14 protein-coding genes are annotated in these 17,325 nt (G+C 72.2%); 7 read left to right on the top strand and 7 right to left on the bottom strand.

The genetic code is table 11. The annotated features are described in order from the left end of the window. Window positions 1–2: 2 nt before the first annotated feature. From ABUW04_RS36770 to ABUW04_RS36755, 4 genes are all read right to left on the bottom strand, one after another. Window positions 3–248, bottom strand: a complete 246-nt coding sequence (locus tag ABUW04_RS36770; RefSeq protein WP_380568698.1) for a hypothetical protein — start codon at window positions 246–248, stop codon at window positions 3–5. Between the two features lie 67 nt (window positions 249–315). Then, the gene (locus ABUW04_RS36765) at window positions 316–1,347 is read right to left on the bottom strand and encodes a PDDEXK nuclease domain-containing protein (protein ID WP_380568697.1); all 1,032 of its coding nucleotides are present in this window, start codon (window positions 1,345–1,347) and stop codon (window positions 316–318) included. Window positions 1,348–1,528: 181 nt separating this feature from the next. After that, entirely contained in the window at window positions 1,529–2,725 is a 1,197-nt protein-coding gene (locus tag ABUW04_RS36760; RefSeq protein ID WP_030263289.1) for a TerD family protein, read from the bottom strand. Window positions 2,726–2,806: 81 nt separating this feature from the next. After that, on the bottom strand, window positions 2,807–3,637 hold the full coding sequence (locus tag ABUW04_RS36755; protein ID WP_380568696.1) for an NAD-dependent epimerase/dehydratase family protein: 831 nt from the start codon (window positions 3,635–3,637) through the stop codon (window positions 2,807–2,809). Between the two features lie 117 nt (window positions 3,638–3,754). On the opposite strand from ABUW04_RS36755, the gene ABUW04_RS36750 reads away from it, so the two are divergent. Together ABUW04_RS36750 and ABUW04_RS36745 are read left to right on the top strand one after the other, a co-directional pair. Beyond that, window positions 3,755–4,696, top strand: coding sequence for a 5-dehydro-4-deoxyglucarate dehydratase (locus ABUW04_RS36750; protein ID WP_030263281.1), 942 nt, complete (start codon window positions 3,755–3,757; stop codon window positions 4,694–4,696). 16 nt (window positions 4,697–4,712) lie between these two features. Continuing rightward, window positions 4,713–5,849 carry a hypothetical protein gene (locus ABUW04_RS36745; protein WP_380568695.1) on the top strand — a complete coding sequence of 379 codons (1,137 nt, stop codon included), beginning with the start codon at window positions 4,713–4,715 and terminating at the stop codon, window positions 5,847–5,849. A gap of 107 nt (window positions 5,850–5,956) precedes the next feature. On the opposite strand, the gene ABUW04_RS36740 is transcribed toward ABUW04_RS36745, so the two are convergent. Beyond that, window positions 5,957–6,742 (bottom strand): IclR family transcriptional regulator, encoded by a 786-nt coding sequence (locus ABUW04_RS36740; protein ID WP_380568694.1) that lies wholly within the window; start codon window positions 6,740–6,742, stop codon window positions 5,957–5,959. Between the two features lie 113 nt (window positions 6,743–6,855). Here ABUW04_RS36740 and ABUW04_RS36735 point away from each other — a divergent pair, with 113 nt between their 5' ends. The 3 genes from ABUW04_RS36735 (at window position 6,856) to ABUW04_RS36725 (ending at window position 12,106) form a co-directional block, all read left to right on the top strand. Continuing rightward, window positions 6,856–8,367: an aldehyde dehydrogenase (NADP(+)) gene (locus tag ABUW04_RS36735; RefSeq protein ID WP_380568692.1), complete on the top strand. Its 1,512-nt coding sequence runs from the start codon at window positions 6,856–6,858 to the stop codon at window positions 8,365–8,367. Between the two features lie 89 nt (window positions 8,368–8,456). Beyond that, window positions 8,457–10,988, top strand: a complete 2,532-nt coding sequence (gene pepN, locus ABUW04_RS36730; protein WP_380568691.1) for an aminopeptidase N — start codon at window positions 8,457–8,459, stop codon at window positions 10,986–10,988. Next, window positions 10,985–12,106: an amidohydrolase family protein gene (locus tag ABUW04_RS36725; protein ID WP_380568690.1), complete on the top strand. Its 1,122-nt coding sequence runs from the start codon at window positions 10,985–10,987 to the stop codon at window positions 12,104–12,106. The genes pepN and ABUW04_RS36725 overlap by 4 nt, the downstream gene beginning before the upstream one ends. On the opposite strand, the gene ABUW04_RS36720 is transcribed toward ABUW04_RS36725, so the two are convergent. Beyond that, on the bottom strand, window positions 12,092–12,832 hold the full coding sequence (locus ABUW04_RS36720) for a rhomboid-like protein (RefSeq protein ID WP_380568689.1): 741 nt from the start codon (window positions 12,830–12,832) through the stop codon (window positions 12,092–12,094). The genes ABUW04_RS36725 and ABUW04_RS36720 overlap by 15 nt on opposite strands. A 78-nt stretch (window positions 12,833–12,910) precedes the next feature. Between ABUW04_RS36720 and ABUW04_RS36715 the strand changes: the two genes are divergently transcribed. Both ABUW04_RS36715 and ABUW04_RS36710 read left to right on the top strand, forming a co-directional pair. After that, window positions 12,911–13,588 (top strand): uracil-DNA glycosylase, encoded by a 678-nt coding sequence (locus ABUW04_RS36715; protein ID WP_030263256.1) that lies wholly within the window; start codon window positions 12,911–12,913, stop codon window positions 13,586–13,588. 196 nt (window positions 13,589–13,784) lie between these two features. Continuing rightward, complete coding sequence (locus ABUW04_RS36710; RefSeq protein WP_380568688.1) at window positions 13,785–14,801, top strand: SCO1860 family LAETG-anchored protein; 1,017 nt, start codon at window positions 13,785–13,787, stop codon at window positions 14,799–14,801. Window positions 14,802–14,819: 18 nt separating this feature from the next. On the opposite strand, the gene ABUW04_RS36705 is transcribed toward ABUW04_RS36710, so the two are convergent. Then, on the bottom strand, window positions 14,820–17,294 hold the full coding sequence (locus tag ABUW04_RS36705; protein WP_380568687.1) for a polysaccharide lyase 8 family protein: 2,475 nt from the start codon (window positions 17,292–17,294) through the stop codon (window positions 14,820–14,822). Between the last annotated feature and the right edge of the window lie 31 nt (window positions 17,295–17,325).

Genomic DNA, 17,325 nt, shown 5'->3' with positions numbered 1-17,325 from the left:
GGCTACCTGTCCCGCGGCGCCAGGATCTCGCCGGTGCCGTAGGCGGTCCAGGAGTTGTTGTGCGGGTTGCACACCAGCCGTGCACCGGTGACGCAGTGCGCGCCCTCCGCCTGGGCCTGCTGTGCCAGTTCTCGGAAAGCGTCGGCCGCATTCCAGGCGGTGACGGTGACGACCCATGCGTACTTGACGGTCACCCCGTCGAGATCGTGATCGCCGGTGGTGCGGATCGGTATGGCGGTCTGTGCCATCGGTGCTTCCTCCGGTTCGTTGAGTTGCGACGCATTGTCGCAGCTCAACGTTGGTGAGTAAGACGATTCACGGCTGTGCTTCCTGCTCCAGGACACCCTGGGCCACGCGGGCCAGATCCTCGCTGCTGGGGAGCAACTCGCGTACCTGCCGGGGCAGGCCGACGTAACTGCTCACGGCGAGTGGTCGGTTGTGGTTCTGCAGGGCGTACTCCACGGCAGCATGGTTGCGACCCGCGCTGAGGAGGATGCCGATCGTCTCGTCGTCCCGCTCCTTGTCACGAACCGGGTCGTCCACGACGGCGACGTAGAAGCCGAGCTTGCCGACGTGTTCGGGGCGGGCCGTCCTGGTCTTCAGCTCGAAGACGACGTAGCGGTGCAACTTGCAGTGGTAGAAGAGCAGGTCGATGCGGAACTCCTCGCCTCCGACCAGGACCCGGTACTGCCGACCGACGAAGGAGAAACCGACACCCAGTTCGGTGAGGAATTCGATGAGCCGCGCGACGAGGGCGTCCTCGAAGTCACGCTCAGCGTGGTCGCCGTCCAGGCCGAGGAACTCCAGCCGGTAGGGGTCCTTGACGAGCTCGCGAACGGCGTCGGACTGCTCGGGGATGACAGTGGTGGCGAAGTTGGTCTGCGCAGCGCCCTGGGAGAGGTGCAGTCCGCTGGTGATCCAATGCTGCAGCATGGCTCTGGACCAGCCGTGCTGTACGGCAGAGCGGGTATAGAAGTCCAGCTCAGCGGGGGTGTTGGTCTTGTCGAGGAGGACCGTGATATGGCCCCAGGGTAATTGTCCAACAGGCTGTTGGACAATTGGCTCCGGCCAGGTCCGGGCCATTTTGAGCATGTACTGCAAGTTGCTGCGCCCAAAGCCACGCTGGCCGGGATGAGTGGTGCGCAGATCGGCCGCCAGCCGGTCCACGACCTGAGCTCCCCAGCCCTCCTTCTCCTGGCGGGTGAGAATCAGCCGGCCGATCCGCCAGTACAACTCGATCTGTTCGGTGTTGACGGCTCGGTGCGCCCGGATCCGGGCAGAGGTGATTTCCGACTTGATGTCGTGCAGCAGGTCGGCGTAGCCGACCGGGAGGTCTTCGGTGGGCATGGGCGCAGGGTGTCGATTGACCTGATCGTCTGTCATGAGGGCAATGATCCGGGTCACCTGGGTCATCCGAATGGCCGAAACGATCCTGCTCGCTCATATGCGTGAACCTCGTCAAGGTGACGACTTTACAAACACCAAACGAGTGAGGGGATGTTCGAGCCCGGCTCGGCGTAGGAGCAGGTCAGAGGAGCTTGGAGGCGGGTTTGACCATGCCTCGGGCGCTCTTGGCGTCGGCGTACTCCTCGAGGGCGGTCATGACCCATTCGCCGGTGTTCATGCGGATGAGTTTGCAGACCATGACGCCGGTGCGGGGTTCGGCGTGGGTGAGGTCGAAGCGGACGAGTTCGGTGTTGGTGTTGGCGTCGATGAGGCGGCAGTAGGCCTTGGCGACGTCGGTGAACTTCTGGCCGGAGAAGGAGTTGACCGTGAAGACCAGGCCGGTGACCTGCGGGGGGAGGCTCTGCAGGTGGACCGTGATGACCTCGTCGTCGCCCGAGCCGGCGCCGGTGAGGTTGTCGCCCATGTGCTGGATGGCGCCGTTGAAGCCCTGCAGGTGCATGAAGTAGATCTTCTCCAGCTCCTTGCGGTGGCTGTCGAAGGCGATGACGCTGGCGTCCAGGTCGACGGCGCGGCCGCGGTACGCGGGCTCCCAGCCGAGGCCCATCTTCACCGAGGAGAGGAACGGCTTGCCGTCCTTGACCAGGGAGACCGAGCTGCCCTTGGTGAGCGAGACCCGGCCCTTGTCGAGGGTGATCTTGGCCGGGCCGGCGGGGGCGGGTGCAGCCGGAGTCGGGGCGGGGGCGGTGAACGGGGCGGCGGCCGGCGCGGGTGTCGGGGCCGGGGAGGCCAGGTGCCAGTCCTCGGGTTCGGGCTGGGCCGGGGCCGCCGACGGCTCCTCGACCGAGATGCCGAAGTCGGTGGCGATGCCGGCGAGCCCGCTGGCGTAGCCCTGGCCGACGGCGCGCAGCTTCCACTCGGTGCCGCGCCGGTACAGCTCCACCACGATCAGCGCCGTCTCGGTGGTGAGCCGGGGCGGGGTGAAGGTGGCCAGGACGGTGCCGTTGGCGCTGTCCCGCACGGTCGCGGTGGGCTCGGTGCCGGCGAAGGTGGCCTGCTGGTCGTCCAGGCTGGCGGTGATCACGATCTTGTCGATGTCGGCGGGCACCCCGTTGGTGTCCACGGCGATGCCGGCCTGGCTGTAGCTGACGCCGGGTCCGCTGGGTGCGTTGAAGAAGATCAGGTCGTTGTCGGAGCGAACCTTTCCGGCCGTGGTGAGCAGCAGTGCCGAGACGTCCAGCAGCTTCGCGGCGGCGACCTCCACGCTGACGCGCGTGCTGGTCAGCGGCGTGTTGCCGCCGGGCGTGAGGACTGCGGTCACGGGGGTCTCCAGGGCTCGCACGATGGCCGGATGCCTGATCCGGACTCCTACGGAACCCACCGTAACCGCAGAACCTCCCATTCAGGAGCTGACCGGTCGGAATCCCTCGGGTTGGACCGTGGTGAACGCGCCGCCTAGGTACCGGTACTCGGGCGTGCCCGGGACCAGCGGGCCGTGCTCGGCGACGACGGACTCGGCGAAGGCCTCGGAGTCGTCCCGCGGCTCGTAGCCGAGGGCGCGGGCCGGGGCCAGGTCCCACCAGCCGCGGGTGTTGGCGCTGGTGCCGAAGACCACGGTGTGGCCGACATCGGGTGCGGTGAGCGCCGCGTGGACCAACCGGGCGCAGTCGGCGGGGCTCAGCCAGGTCTCCAGCATCCGGGTGTTGGCAGGGACCGCGAAGCAGGAGCCGATCCGGATCGACACCGTCTCCACCCCGTACTTGTCGGCGTAGAGCGAGGCCAGCGACTCGCCGAAGCACTTGGACAGGCCGTAGAAGGTGTCCGGGCGGAACGGGGTCTCGATCGGCAGGTCCTGCTTGCGGTCCTCGGGGTGCTCGGGACGTGGGGTGAAGCCGATCGCGTGGTTGCTGCTGGCCAGGACGACCCGGCCGATGCCCTCCTCGCGGACCGCCTCGTAGAGGTTGTAGGCGCCCTCGATGTTGGCGGCGAGGATGCGGTCGAAGGTGTTCTCCAGCGAGAGCCCGCCGAGGTGGACCACCGCGTCCACCCCGCGGACGGCCTCCCGGACGGCGTCGCGGTCCTGGAGGTCCACGGCGAGGGCCTCCGGCGCGCCGGGGACCGGGGCGATGTCGCTGAGGCGCAGGCTGTAGCCGTAGCCGGGGAGACTCTCGCGGAGGAACGTGCCGACGCCTCCGGCGGCGCCGGTCAGCAGCACACGGTGCGGGGTGGGCATCAGGCCTCCGAAGAAGATTGAACAAGAATGTGGATCGCATTCACATATATGGCTAGCCTAGGAGTCGCTGCATCATGCAGTCAACAAGCCCAGCACAGCCATCAGGGAGATTCCCCCATGCCGGACCGCGCCGTACCGCCCCTCGCCGACCGGTTGCACGGACTCCTGTTCTTCCCGGTGACCCCGTTCGCCCCCGACGGCTCGCTGGACCTGGACGTGCTCCGCGCCCATGTCGGCACCGGGGTGGCCGGCGGCGCCGGTGCCGTCTTCGCGGCCTGCGGCACCGGTGAGTACCACGCCCTGGACCTGGACGAGTACGAGGCGGTCGTCGCCGCGGCCGTCGAGGCGACCGCAGGGCGGGTGCCGGTGGTCGCCGGTGTCGGCCACGGCACCGCGCTGGCCAAGCAGTTCGCCGCGCGGGCCCGCCGGGCCGGCGCGGACGGCCTGCTGGTGCTGCCCCCGTACCTGGTCAGCGCCGACCAGGACGGGCTGCTGCGGCACTTCGCCGCCATCGCCGCGGCGACCGACCTGGACCTGATCGTCTACCAGCGCGACAACGCCGTGCTCACCCCGGCCTCGGTGGTGGCCCTGGCCGAACTGCCGCAGGTGATCGGCATCAAGGACGGCTGCGGCGACCTGGACCTGATGCAGCGGATCATCAGCGCGATGCGCACCGAGGCCCCCGACCGGCGCTTCCTCTACTTCAACGGCCTGCCCACGGCGGAGCTCACCGGCCTGGCCTACCGCGGCATCGGCGTCACCCTCTACTCCTCGGCCGTCTACTGCTTCGCCCCCGACATCGCCCTGGCCTTCCACCGGGCCCTGCTGGGCGGCGACGACGCGGTGGTCAACGCGCTGCTGGACGGCTTCTACCGGCCGCTGGTGGAACTGCGCAACCAGGGCCGGGGGTACGCGGTGTCGCTGGTCAAGGCGGGGGTGCGGCTGGAGGGGCTGGACGCCGGCGGGGTACGGCCGCCGCTGTCGGACCCGTCGCCGCAGCACGTCAAGGAACTGGCCGAACTGATCGCCCGCGGGCGCGCCCTGCTCGCCGGCAACTGAGAAGGGTCCTGCAGCCATGCGCACCTCCGCCTTCCTCTACCCCTGGGACGTCCTCGGCGACCCGGACGCCCCGGCCCGCATCGCCGACCTGGGGGTCGACGGGGTCACCCTGGCCTCCGCCTACCACAGCACCAGGGCGCTGACGCCGCGTCATCCGCGCACCCGGATCGTCACCGCGCCGTACGCGGCGGTGTACTACCCGCCGTCGGCCGAGACCTGGGCCGGTCGGACCCTGCGGCCGCACCGGCAGCGGTGGATCGACTCGGACGATGCCTGGGGCGAGGCCGCGGAGCGGTTGGCGGCGGCCGGTCTGGAGGTCGCCACCTGGGTGGTGCTGGCGCACAACTCCCGGCTGGGCGGCGAGAATCCGCAGAGCACGGTGCGGAACGCCTATGGCGACCGGTATCCCTGGGCGCTGTGCATCGCCCGTCCCGAGGTGGTCGAGTACTGCGCGACCCTGGCCGGTGAGGCGGGGGCGCGGCCGGGGGCGGTGGGCACGGAGCTGGAGTCCTGCGGGTGGTACGGGCTGGCTCATCTGCACGCCCACGACAAGATCGGCGGGGTGCCGCTGGACGGCGCGGCGCAGTACCTGATGTCGCTCTGCTTCTGCGAGGTGTGCGAGGCCGGCTGGGCCGAGGCTGGCGTGCCGGAACTGGCGGCGGCTGTGCGGGGGGCGCTGGCGCCGGTGTGGGCGGGGCAGGCCGCGCCGGCTGCTGACGAGTGGTCAGGGGTGGAGAAGCTGCTGGGGGCGGACCTGGCCGGGGTGACGCTGCGCTGGCGGAAGGAACGGGCCCGGGCGGTGCAGCGGGCGTGTGTTCGCGCGGTGCGGGGCGCTGCGGGCGCGGCGGACTTCTCGGTGCTGCTGCATGCGGACACGGCTGCGCATCGGGTGGGCGCGAACGTGGGGGTCGAGGCGGAGTGGTTGCTGGGGGAGGGGGGTGCGGACGGGCTGGTGATGCCGTGCACGGGGACGCCGGCGACGTTTCCGGATGTTCCCGGGCGGACCTACGCGGCCAACTTCACCGTGGTGCGGGGGATGGGGGGTGATCCTGCGGTCACGCCGCCTCCTGGGGCTACCGAGTTGCGGCTCTACCATGCCGGACTGGCCTCCGACGAGGATCTTGCGGTGGTGCGGAGGAGCTTGCGTCCGTAGGCGGCTTGTCGCGCAGTTCCCCGCGCCCCCACGTGCTGCAACTGGCTCAGTTGCAGCACGCCAGGGGCGCGGGGAACTGCGCGAACGGCAACCGCCCGACCGCCTGCTCAGAGGTGACGGGTCGCCAGGGTGAGGCGGTCGCGGGCGTCGAAGAGGGCGTCGCGGATCATCTGTTCGCGGCCCGGGGTGAGTCGGGCGACCGGGACCGAGCAGCTGACGGCGTCGCGGGCCGGGGTGCGGTAGGGGATGGCGATGCCGAAGCAGCGCAGGCCGAGGGTGTTCTCCTCGGCGTCGACGGAGTAGCCGCGTTCGCGGATCGCGTGCAGGTCCTCGATCAGCGCGTCGATGTCGGTGTGGGTGTGCTCGGTGAGCTGCTCCAGGCGGGCCGGGAGCAGCTTGCGGACCTCCTCGTCGGAGTAGGTCGCGAGCAGCGCCTTGCCCAGCGAGGTGGAGTGGGCCGGCAGCCGGCGGCCGACCCGGGTGAAGGGCCGCAGGTAGTGCTGGGACTGGCGGGTGGCCAGGTAGATGACGTCCGAGCCGTCCAGCCGGGCCAGGTGGATGGTCTCGGTGGTGTCGTCGGCCAGCCGGTCCAGGGTGGTCCTGGCGGCGGCCACGACCTCGTCGCCGTCGATGTAGGAGGTGCCGACCAGCAGCGCGCGGACGCCGATGCCGTAGCGGGTGCCGGTGGACTCGGTCTCGACCCAGCCCAGCTCGACCAGGGTGCGCAGCAGCATGTAGAGGCTGCTCTTGGGGTAGCCGACGGCCTCCTGCACCTCGGCGAGGCTGTGCATGCCGGGGCGGCCCGCGAAGTACTCCAGCAGTTCCACGGTGCGGACGGCCGACTTGACCTGGGCTCCGCCGGCGTCGGCGGCTGCGGGTCGGGCTTGGGGCATCTGGGTTGACCCCATTTCTGCTAGGGACGTATCGTCGGAGTGGTTCAGCATACTGGACAGCGTTCAGCATATGGAATGCATGCGCTCAGAGCTTGCGCCTGGAGGCGGCCCCCATGAACACCACACCAGTGTGGAGTGTCGATGCCCGTACCGGTGACCGTACGGGGGAGGTCGCCGTGGAGGCGGACACCGCGGCGGTCGACGCCGCGGTACGGGCCGCGCACGCCGCGCAGCCCGCGCTGGCCGACCGCACGCTGCGCGCCGCCTTCCTGCGCGCCGCCGCGGACCGGCTGGAGGCGCACGGCGAGGAGCTGATCGCGACTGCCGACCGGGAGACCGCGCTCGGCACCGGCAGGCTGACCGGTGAGCTCGCCCGGACCACGTACCAGCTGCGGTCCTTCGCGGACATCGTGGACGAGGGCGCCTTCCTGGACGTGGTGATCGACCACGCCGACCCGAAGGCCGCCCCCGCTCCCCGCCCCGACCTGCGGCGCTGGAAGGTGCCGCTCGGGGTGGTCGGCGTCTTCGCCGCCAGCAACTTCCCCTTCGCCTTCAGCGTGCCCGGCGGCGACACCGCCAGCGCCCTCGGGGCCGGCTGCGCGGTCGTGGTCAAGGCCCACCCGGACCACCCGGCCACCAGCGAGCTCGCCGCGGCGGCGCTGCGGGAGGCGGCGGTGGCGGTCGGACTGCCCGCGGACGTGCTGGCGCTGGTGCACGGCCGGCAGGCCGGGGTCGACCTGGTGCAGCACCCGCTGCTGAACGCGGCCGGCTTCACCGGCTCCATCCCCGGCGGCCGGGCCCTGTTCGACCTGGCCGCGGCCCGTCCGGCGCCGATTCCCTTCCATGGGGAGCTGGGCAGCCTCAACCCGGTGGTGGTGACCGAGCAGGCCGCGGCGGAGCGGGCCGAGGAGATCGGGGCCGGACTGGCCGGATCGTTCACCCTGGGCATGGGTCAGTTCTGCACCAAGCCGGGGCTGGTGCTGGTGCCCGCGGGCGCGGCCGGCGACCGGTTGGAGAAGGCCCTGGCCGAGGGCGCGGTCGACAGCCCCTCCGGGGCGCTGCTGGACGCGCGGATGCGCGCCGGGTTCCTGGCCGGGTTCGCCGAGCGGGCCGCGCTGCCGGGGGTGTCCGTGCCGGTGCGGGCGGGCGAGGACGGCTACGCGGTGCGCGCCGGCTATCTGAGCGTGGCCGCGGCGCGGCTGGCCGAGGACGCGCACGAGGTGCTGCTGGAGGAGTGCTTCGGACCGGTGACGGTGGTGGCCCGGTACCGGGACGCGGCCGAGGTCGAGGCGGTGCTGGGCCGCCTGGGCGGCAACCTCACGGCGACGCTGCACGCGGAACCGGGGGAGGCCGACGCCGCGGACCTGCTGGCCCGGTTGACGCCGCTGGCCGGGCGGGTGCTGTTCGGCGGCTGGCCGACCGGGGTCGCGGTGGCGCCCGCCATGCAGCACGGGGGGCCGTACCCGGCCACGACGTCGACGGGGACGTCGGTGGGGGGGACGGCGATCGAGCGGTGGTTGCGGCCGGTGGCCTACCAGGGGGTGCCCGAGGCGTTGCTTCCTGTTGAGCTGCGGGACGGTTCGGTGGGCGTGCCGAGGCGGGTGGACGGGGTTCTGGAGCGGTGACGCGGGGCTGCGTGGTTTGTCGCGCAGTTCCCCGCGCCCCTTTCGTACTGCCTGGCTGAGGTGGGTGGGTCAATGGCAGCATGAGCTGCATGTCTGCTCTGACTCTTGCTGAAGCCGTGGAACGCCGTCGACTGTTGGAGGTCCGCAGTAGCACTGTGGACCTGGACCTGACCCAGGGGGACGAGGTCTTCGGGTCGGTGACGGTGATCCGGTTCGCCTGCACCAGCCCCGGGGCCGCCAGCTTCGTCGACGTGAAGCCGGTGACCCTGCTGCGGGCCGTGCTCAACGGGCGGGAGCTGGATCCGGCGACGCTGGTCGACGGCCGGCTCCCGCTCGACGGACTGGCCGCGGAGAACGAGCTGCTGGTCGAGGCGGTCATGGGCTACTCGCGCACCGGCGAGGGCATGCACCGGTTCGTCGACCCCGCCGACGGCGAGGCCTACGTCTACACGCAGGCGTTCCTGGACGACGGGCCGCGCTTCTTCGCCAGCTTCGACCAGCCCGACCTCAAGGCCGCCTACGAGGTGAGCGTGACGGCGCCGGAGGACTGGACCGTGGTCGCCAACAGCCTGGCCGGTCGTCAGGAGGGCGGCCGCTGGGAGTTCGCCCCCACCCCGCCGATCAGCAACTACCTGGTCGCCGTGGTCGCCGGGCCGCTGTTCACGGTGCGCTCCGAGCACGACGGCATCCCGCTCGGCCTGCACTGCCGGCGCTCGCTCGCCCCCTACCTGGAGGCCGACGCCGAGGAGATGCTGGACACCACCCGGCGCAGCTTCGACCACTACCACCGGGTCTTCGACCAGCGTTATCCCTTCGACTCCTACGACCAGTGCTTCGTCCCGGAGTTCAACGCCGGGGCGATGGAGAACCCCGGCTGCGTGACCTTCCGCGACGAGTTCGTGTTCCGCTCGGCGGTCACCGACACCGAGCGCGAGGAGCGCGCCATCGTGATCGCCCACGAGATGGCGCACATGTGGTTCGGCGACCTGGTCACCATGCGCTGGTGGGACGACCTGTGGCTGAACGAGTCCTTCGCCGAGTTCCTGGCCTACACGGTGGTCTCCGAGTCCACCCGCTTCACCGGTGCCTGGACCGGCTTCGCCGCCGCCCGCAAGTCCTGGGGCTACGACGCCGACCAGCGCCCCTCGACCCACCCGGTGGCCCCCGAGAGCGTGGACGACACCGCGGAGGCGCTGCAGAACTTCGACGGCATCTCCTACTCCAAGGGCGCCGCGGCGCTGCGTCAGCTGGTCGGCTGGCTGGGCGAGGAGGCCTTCTTCAAGGGCGTCAACTCCTACTTCCAGCAGCACGCCTTCGGCAACGCCGCGCTCGCCGACCTGCTCCAGGCGCTGGCCGCGAGCAGCGGCCGGGACGTGCACGCCTGGGCTGAGCGCTGGCTGCGCACCACCGGGGTGGACACCCTGCGGGTCGAGCCGGCTGAGACGGGGGAGGACAGCGGCGGACGGGGCGGCGCCCGGATCCGGCACACCTCGGCCGACGGCCAGCTGCGCCCGCTGCTGATCACCGCGGCCACCTACGAGCGCGCCGCCGACGGCCACCTGGTGCTGCGGGCCCGCCGCCCGCTGGACCTGCCGGCCGAGCCCGAGCACGAGCTGGACAGTGTCGGCGCGGGCGACCCCGACCTGCTGCTGCTCAATGACACCGACCTCGGCTTCGTCAAGGTCCGTCTGGACGACCGCTCCTGGCGGACCGTCACCGAGTCGCTGGGCGGCGTCCCGGAGGAGCTGGCGCGGGCGGTGCTGTGGGGCGCGGCCAGGGACATGGTGCGCGACGGCGAGCTGGACCCGGAGGGCTACCTGGAGCTGGTCGCGGCGCACCTGCCGGGGGAGGCCTCCGCGCACCTGGTCCAGTCGGTGCTCGGCTTCTCCCGGAGCACCGTCGCCGACCAGTACCTGACGCCGGACCGGCGTCCGGCCGGGCTGGGGCTGCTGGCCGGGGTCGGCCGGGACCTGCTGCGCCGGACCGAGGGCGGCCCCGACGACATGACCGGGCTGCGGCTGCTCGCCGTCCGCAGCCTGATCGCCTCCTCGTCCACCCCGGCCGAGCTGGCCGTGCTGCAGTCCTGGCGGGAGGAGGGCGGGGTGCCCGGCGGCCCGCTGCTGGACCCCGAGCTGAGCTGGCAGCTGCTGCTGCGGCTGTGCGTGCTGGGGGCGGCCGGAGAGGCCGAGATCGCCGCCGAGCTGGTCCGGGACACCAGTGCCACCGGGCTGGAGGGCGCCGCCCGCTGCCGTGCGGCGCTGCCCGACCCGGCGGCCAAGGAGGCCGCCTGGACGGCGCTGTTCGACAGCGACCTGTCCAACTACCTGATCGCCGCGACCGCCCAGGGCTTCTGGCAGCCGGAGCAGCACGAGCTGCTGGGCGACCTGCCGCAGCGCTACTTCGAGGCCGTGGTCGACACCGCGCAGCGGCGCGGGCCCGCGGTCGGACGGCTGCTCTCGCGCTACGGCTTCCCGGCGTACCACGCCACCGAGGAGACCGTGGCGGCCGCGGAGACCTGCCTGGCCAGGACGGATCTCACCGCGGCGCTGCGGCGCGGGCTGGTGGACCAGGTGGACGACCTGCGCCGCGCGGTGCGGGCACGCCAGGCCGCGGCCAAGTGAGCGCGACGCGGGAGCAGGCAGGGACGGAGCCGCAGCCGCAGCCGCTGCACCTCAGGGGTCGGATCCTGGTCGGCCCCGAGGAGGTGCGGGACGAGCTCTGGGTGGTCGGCGGCCGGGTGACCTTCTCCCGGCCGCCGGGCGCGGCCGTGGCCGGCACGGTCGACGGCTGGGTGCTGCCGGGGCTGGTGGACGCGCACTGCCACGTCGGCCTGGACGGCCACGGCGCGGTGGACCGGGAGACGGCGGAGAAGCAGGCGCTGACGGACCGTGGGGCGGGGGCGCTGCTGCTGCGCGACGCCGGCTCGCCGTCCGACACCCGCTGGATCGACGACCGGGACGACCTGCCCCGGATCATCAGGGCCGGGCGGCACATCGCCCGTACCCGCCGCTACATCCGCAACTACGCCCATGAGATCGAGCCCGGGGACCTCGCCGCCTACGTCCGCCAGGAGGCGCGGCGCGGCGACGGCTGGGTGAAGCTGGTCGGCGACTGGATCGACCGGGAGACCGGGGACCTGGCACCCTGCTGGCCACGCTGGGCCCTGGACGAGGCGATGGCCGCCGCCCATGCCGAGGGGGCCCGGGTCACCGCGCACTGCTTCGCCGAGGAGTCGCTGGCCGACCTGGTGGAAGCCGGGATCGACTGCGTGGAGCATGCGACCGGTCTCACCGCGGAGACGCTGCCGCTGTTCGCCGAGCGGGGGGTGGCGATCGTCCCGACCCTGGTCAACATCGCCACCTTCCCCGGGATCGCGGGCGCCGCCGAGGGCAAGTTCCCGGCCTACGCCCGGCACATGAGGGAACTGCACCGGCGCCGCCACGCCACCGTGGGGGCCGCCCACGACGCGGGCATCCCGGTGTTCGTGGGCACCGACGCGGGCGGCTCGCTGCCGCACGGCCTGGTGGCGGACGAGGTGGCCGAACTGGTGCTGGCCGGACTGCCGCCGCTGGCCGCGCTGTCGGCGGCGAGCTGGTCCGCCCGGGAGTGGCTGGGCCGCCCCGGACTGACCGAGGGCGCCCCGGCCGACCTCCTGGTGCTCCGCGAGGACCCGCGCGCCGACGTACGGGCGCTGGCGGATCCGCTGGCCGTGGTGCTGCGGGGCTCAGTGGTCGGCTGAGCGGCCGGACGAACGGTGGAGCAGGCCGCGCAGCCAGCCGGCCGGCTTCGACCGGGTCGGGTCCCAGCGCTCGCCGCGGCCCCGGGTCAGCGGGTAGCAGGCGAGGCCGAGCAGGGCGGCGGTGAGGTGGCCGACGTCGGTGAAGGTGCGGCCGTGCACCAGGGCCGAGCCGTACCAGAGCAGCACCGCTGCCAGGTAGATCCAGCGCCAGGGTGCGGTGATCCGGTAGAAGAGGATGGCCTGGATCCCGGCCAGCGCGTAACTGACGCCCACGTCAAGGGTGTTGACTGCGGACTGGGGAGCCCGGCCCTGGTGGATGGCCCAGTAGAGGACGCCCTCGCTGATGTAGGTGGCGCCGACGTGGGCGACGGCCAGCGCGAGCAGCCAGCGCCAGGTGCCGAGCCAGCGCTCGGCGGGGACGTGGAAGATGGTGTAGATCACGGCGTAGGAGATCCAGGTCCCGCCGTCCAGCCAGAACGCGCTGGCGATCAGCACCCGGACCGGGTCGGTGGCCAGCTGGTGCAGATTGGTGGAGCGCTGGCGCAGGAAGTGCTCCTGGAACTCCGGGCTCATCCGGTGCATGGCCACGGTGGTGACGAACAGGGCCAGCAGCCAGAGGTGCGTGCCGGGCGCGCGGCGGAGGTACGCCCAGGCGGCGGTCCGGGCCCGGGCGAGGTGGTGCGGGGGCTCCGGGACGGGGCGTGCCGGGACCGGCTGCGCGTTCATGGGGTGATTCTGTCCTGTTTGATGGGGTTTGTCGCGCGCGTGGAGCGGAGGGCGCGTATGGCATTAGAGTGACGCACCATGGCCGCACGTCCCTTGCATGAGATCGTCGAGCCCGGCTGGGCCAAGGCGTTGGAGCCGGTCGCCGGGCAGGTCGCCGCGATGGGCGACTTCCTGCGCGCGGAGATCGCCGCCGGGCGCGGCTACCTGCCGCCGGGGCCACAGGTGCTGCGCGCGTTCCAGCAGCCGTTCGACCAGGTCCGGGTGCTGATCGTGGGTCAGGACCCCTATCCCACGCCGGGGCACGCGGTGGGCCTGTCGTTCTCGGTGGCGCCCGAGGTGCGGCCGCTGCCGGGCAGCCTGGTCAACATCTTCCAGGAGTACCAGCAGGACCTGGGGCTGCCCGCACCCGGCAGCGGCGATCTGACGCCGTGGACCGAGCAGGGGGTGCTGCTGCTCAACCGGTCGCTGACCACCGCGCCGCGCAACCCCAACGCCCACCGCGACAAGGGCTGGGAGGCCGTCACCGAGCAGGCGATCCGGGCGCTGGTCGAGCGCGGACCGGCGCTGGTGGCCATCCTCTGGGGGCGTGACGCCCGCAACCTGCGCCCGCTGCTGGGCCCCGCGCCCTGTCTGGAGGCGCCGCACCCCAGCCCCCGCTCGGCGGACCGGGGCTTCTTCGGCTCCCGCCCGTTCAGCAGGGCCAATGAGCTGCTGGTACGGCAGGGCGCGCAGCCGATTGACTGGCGCCTGCCCTGAACTGGTGGGACTCCAGCGACACCTGAGGTTCTGTCACTCGTTCGGGTGAACACACTCCGTGTGCCTCCAGAGTGACGCACGGTTCGTAAGGATAGGCCGCATCCACGATTGTGTCCGGGCGCTCCGCAACTGGGGGTGAGCGCCCGGCCCTTTCCCATTGCTGTCTGTGATCGACGAACACCTGTGGGGGCTTCACATGATGACCATCCGCCGCACCGGTTCCGCCCTCGGTGCCTTACTCGCCGTCTCCCTGCTCGCGGCGGCCCAGCCCGCCCGCGCCGACGGCTCCGGCGGCTCCGGGTGGGGTACGGCGTCGGCCACCACCGCCGGGCTGTCGCTGGACGTCAAGCTGATCAACGGCGCCGTGGACATCCCGGTGGACCTGACGCTGAACGCGGTGCACGCGCCGAAGAGCGTCGACGGCTCGATGCTGACGACGACCATCGGCGGCGTCGACCAGGGCCGGCAGCTGACCCTGCTCGACGCGACCCTGGGCCACAGCGCGGCCACCGTGGACAGGCACGGTGCCCATGCCGAGGTCGACCTGGTCAAGGCCAACCTCAGCCTGCCCGGCTTGCTCACCCAGCTGGTGGGCCTCAAGGAGGTGCACGCCACCGCGGACTGCCCGGCCGGCGGACGGCCCAGTGCGGACGTCAACATCCTGGGGACGCTCAGCGTGCTGGGCAAGGGGGTTTCGCTGAGCGCGACCGGACCGACCAGGGTCAGCGTTCCCGGTATCGGGATAGTCGACCTGGAGCTGTCCAAGAAGACGGTGACCTCCACCACGGCGGCCGCCACCGCGCTGGAGCTCAACGTCCATGTCAATCCGCTGAACCTGAATGTCGCCGAGGTGACCGGCACGGTCGAGCTCGCGGCCGTGCACTGCACCGAGGGAAAGGGGGACGGGGGCTCCTCGGCCCCGTCGAGCTCGGCCTCCGCCTCCGGCCCGGCCTCCGGATTGCCCGCGCCGAGCAGCTCCGCCGCGTCGAGCGGCGCCGCGCTGCCCCCGCCGCCGCAGACCTCCGCCTCGTCGGCGGGCTCGGCGGCGTCCGGATCACAGGCTGCGGCCACCCCGGCCGCTGCCACCACCAATCTCGCGGAGACCGGCGGCGGCAGTCAGACCCCGATGATCGCCGGTGCCGCGCTGGTGCTGGTCGGCGCCGGTGCCGCGGCCGTGGGCACGACCCGTCGGCGGCGGCGTCGGCAGCACTGAGCCGGGGTGGGCCGCCGGTCAGGACAGGTGCACCGTCCTGGAGGTGCCGGGGAGGCCCTGGGTGAGGTCCAGGGTGACCACCGGGGCGGCGCCCTCCAGGCTCACGGTGACCCCCGGGTCGTCGCTGAAGCCGCGGCGGTAGCGGGGCCGGTCGGACAGGGTGACGGTCAGTGAGGTCTGGGTGCAGGTCGGGTCGCTGACCGCCAGGGTCAGCCGGCCGCCGCGCTCCTGGAACAGGACCGACGCCGGGCCGCTGACGCCCACGGAGGGGAGGGCGCCGGCGGTGAAGAAGTTGGCGGCGGTGAGGTTGTTGCGGCCCGATCGGATCGCCTGCAGGGCGGGGGTGTTGGCCAGGACGGCGACGTCCGGGTGCCCGGCCCTGCGGGCGGTCTCCGACGCGCTCGCCCCCGGCAGCAGCAGATAGACGTAGCTGCCGCCGCTGGGGTCGATGCCGTGGTCGAGCCAGAGGGTGGCGTAGCTGTTGGTGTAGGGCGTGGTGGTGCCGCCGGTGCTGGGCCCGTTGTCGATGGCGGCCCAGGTGCCGGTGCGCTGTTCGCGCAGGGCGCGCAGGGTGGCGCCGGGGGCGGAGCCCGCGGGCAGGACGTAGCCGCCGACGCCTTCCAGATGGGCCCAGCCCGCGGCCGCGAAGCTGCCGGACCAGCCCGCGGTGGTGGGGGTGGCCCGGCCGTTGACGGTCAGTCGGTTCCGGCCCGAGGCGTGCAGGTTGCGGTTCTCCAGGGTGGTCTCCACGGTGTGGCCGGAGCTTCCGGTGATCCCCGCGCCGAGCGCCACCACGCAGTCGTCCAGGCAGAACCAGGACTTCCTGGCCCGCAGCGGCGAGCCGTAGGGGACCAGGTCGAGGCCGACCGCGCCCCAGGTGCCGTCCAGCACCGCGCCGCCGGACCAGGTGGTGGGCGGCAGCGTGCCGTTGCCGGCGCTGGGGGCCAGCGGCAGGGTGTCGGCGGTGACGCCGGGCAGCCTGGTGCAGTCCACGGTGGGCCAGTAGGCGTCGGTGTAGTGGCCGTTGTCGTCGTTGTAGAGGTAGGTCGCGCCGTCGCCGGTGTGCCAGCCGCGCTGGTTCTCGCCGTTGATGGCCTCCAGCCGGGCGATCCTGCTGCTGGACAGGCCCACCGTCCAGGCCCAGCCGGGGCGGCGGTGCACCGCGCGTTCGATCGAGGGCTGCTGGACGTGGTTCGGACCCTGGCCGATGGCGTGCACCTTGGTGTCGTCCAGCACGGACTTCACCAGGGCCATCCGCGCCGGGGTGGCCGACGCACGGATGCCGGCGAAGGTCTCGCGCTCGATCCAGCCCTTGCACAGCGCCTTCCAGCGCTTCTGCTGGTCCCGGGAGCCGACCGGGATCAGTCGGAGGATCGACTCGGTGATGGAGTGCCCGGCGTCGTGGTCGGTCTCGCCCTGACGGGACAGGAAGCGGCCGCGGACCACGTCCATCACCAGTCCGTCGTACATGAACGGCGCGTAGGTGAGGTCCACCGAGTCCAGGATGACCGCGAACTGGGGGTCGTCGATCGGCCAGCTGGAGCCGTTGAGCAGCAGCGAGAGCTGGCTGAGGTCGTCCAGCAGCACGTAGGAGTAGTGGCCGTTGTAGGGGATGGTGCCGTGCTGGATGTAGCCGCCGTCGCGGTAGTAGCCGTCCGAGGTGGTGACGTAGGGGTAGATGTCGGAGAGCTTGTCGCGGCCGAGGGCTATCAGGTCGCCGTCCTTGGCGAGGATGCCGCGCAGGATGGTGATCTGGCACATGTCGGAGCGGTTGGCGCCGGTGGTGAGCACGGTGCCGGACTGCTGGTGGGTGGGGTCGGGCACGAAGTGGGCCACGGTGGCGAGGTAGGAGGTCAGGTCGGCGGCGGGGACCTGGCTGCCGAGCACCGCGCAGGCGTTGACCAGGGCCTGCGGTGCGCCGATCTCCCAGTGGTACCAGTTGCCGACCTCGGCGGAGGACGGCTTGTAGTAGGCCGAGCCGATCAGCTGCAGTGCGGCGACCAGGCGGGTGGCGACGGCGGCGTCCTGGTAGTGGGCCGAGCCCGGGGTGGCCCAGGCGATGGCGGTGTCGCGGATCCGGTAGTAGGTGCCGCTGGCGTTCTCCACCTGGGTGAACGGCAGGTCGGTGTAGACGGACGCCGGGGTGGCGGAGTTGTCGTAGAGCGCGATGTCGGCCGCGGCGATGGCGTCGATGGTGGCGATGGCCGCAGCGTAGTCGGGGTCGGTCGGGTCGACGGCGCTGCCGCCGGTGAGGATGTCCGACCAGACCCCGCGGAGCTGGTCGAAGGCGTCGGCGGCGGCGGTGGTGTCGGCACCGGCCCCGGCCGGCGTTCCGGCTCCGGTGGCGCCGGGTGCCACCGCCGCGGTGGGGGTCGCGGCGGTGGCCGTCCCGGTGGCGCCGGCTCCGAGCAGTGCGGCTCCGGTCACGGCGGCGCCGGCGCCGAGGAAGCGGCGGCGGCGCAGTGGTGCGGCGAGGGGCGTGCTGTCGTCCATGCGGGCGTCCTCGGTGACGTCGGGTCAGGTG

The organism is Streptacidiphilus jeojiensis (assembly GCF_042510965.1).
In the GTDB taxonomy this organism is placed as follows: domain Bacteria; phylum Actinomycetota; class Actinomycetes; order Streptomycetales; family Streptomycetaceae; genus Streptacidiphilus; species Streptacidiphilus jeojiensis.
Note: the sequence above shows the minus strand (reverse complement) of the source record. Positions and strands in the feature narration are given on the sequence as shown.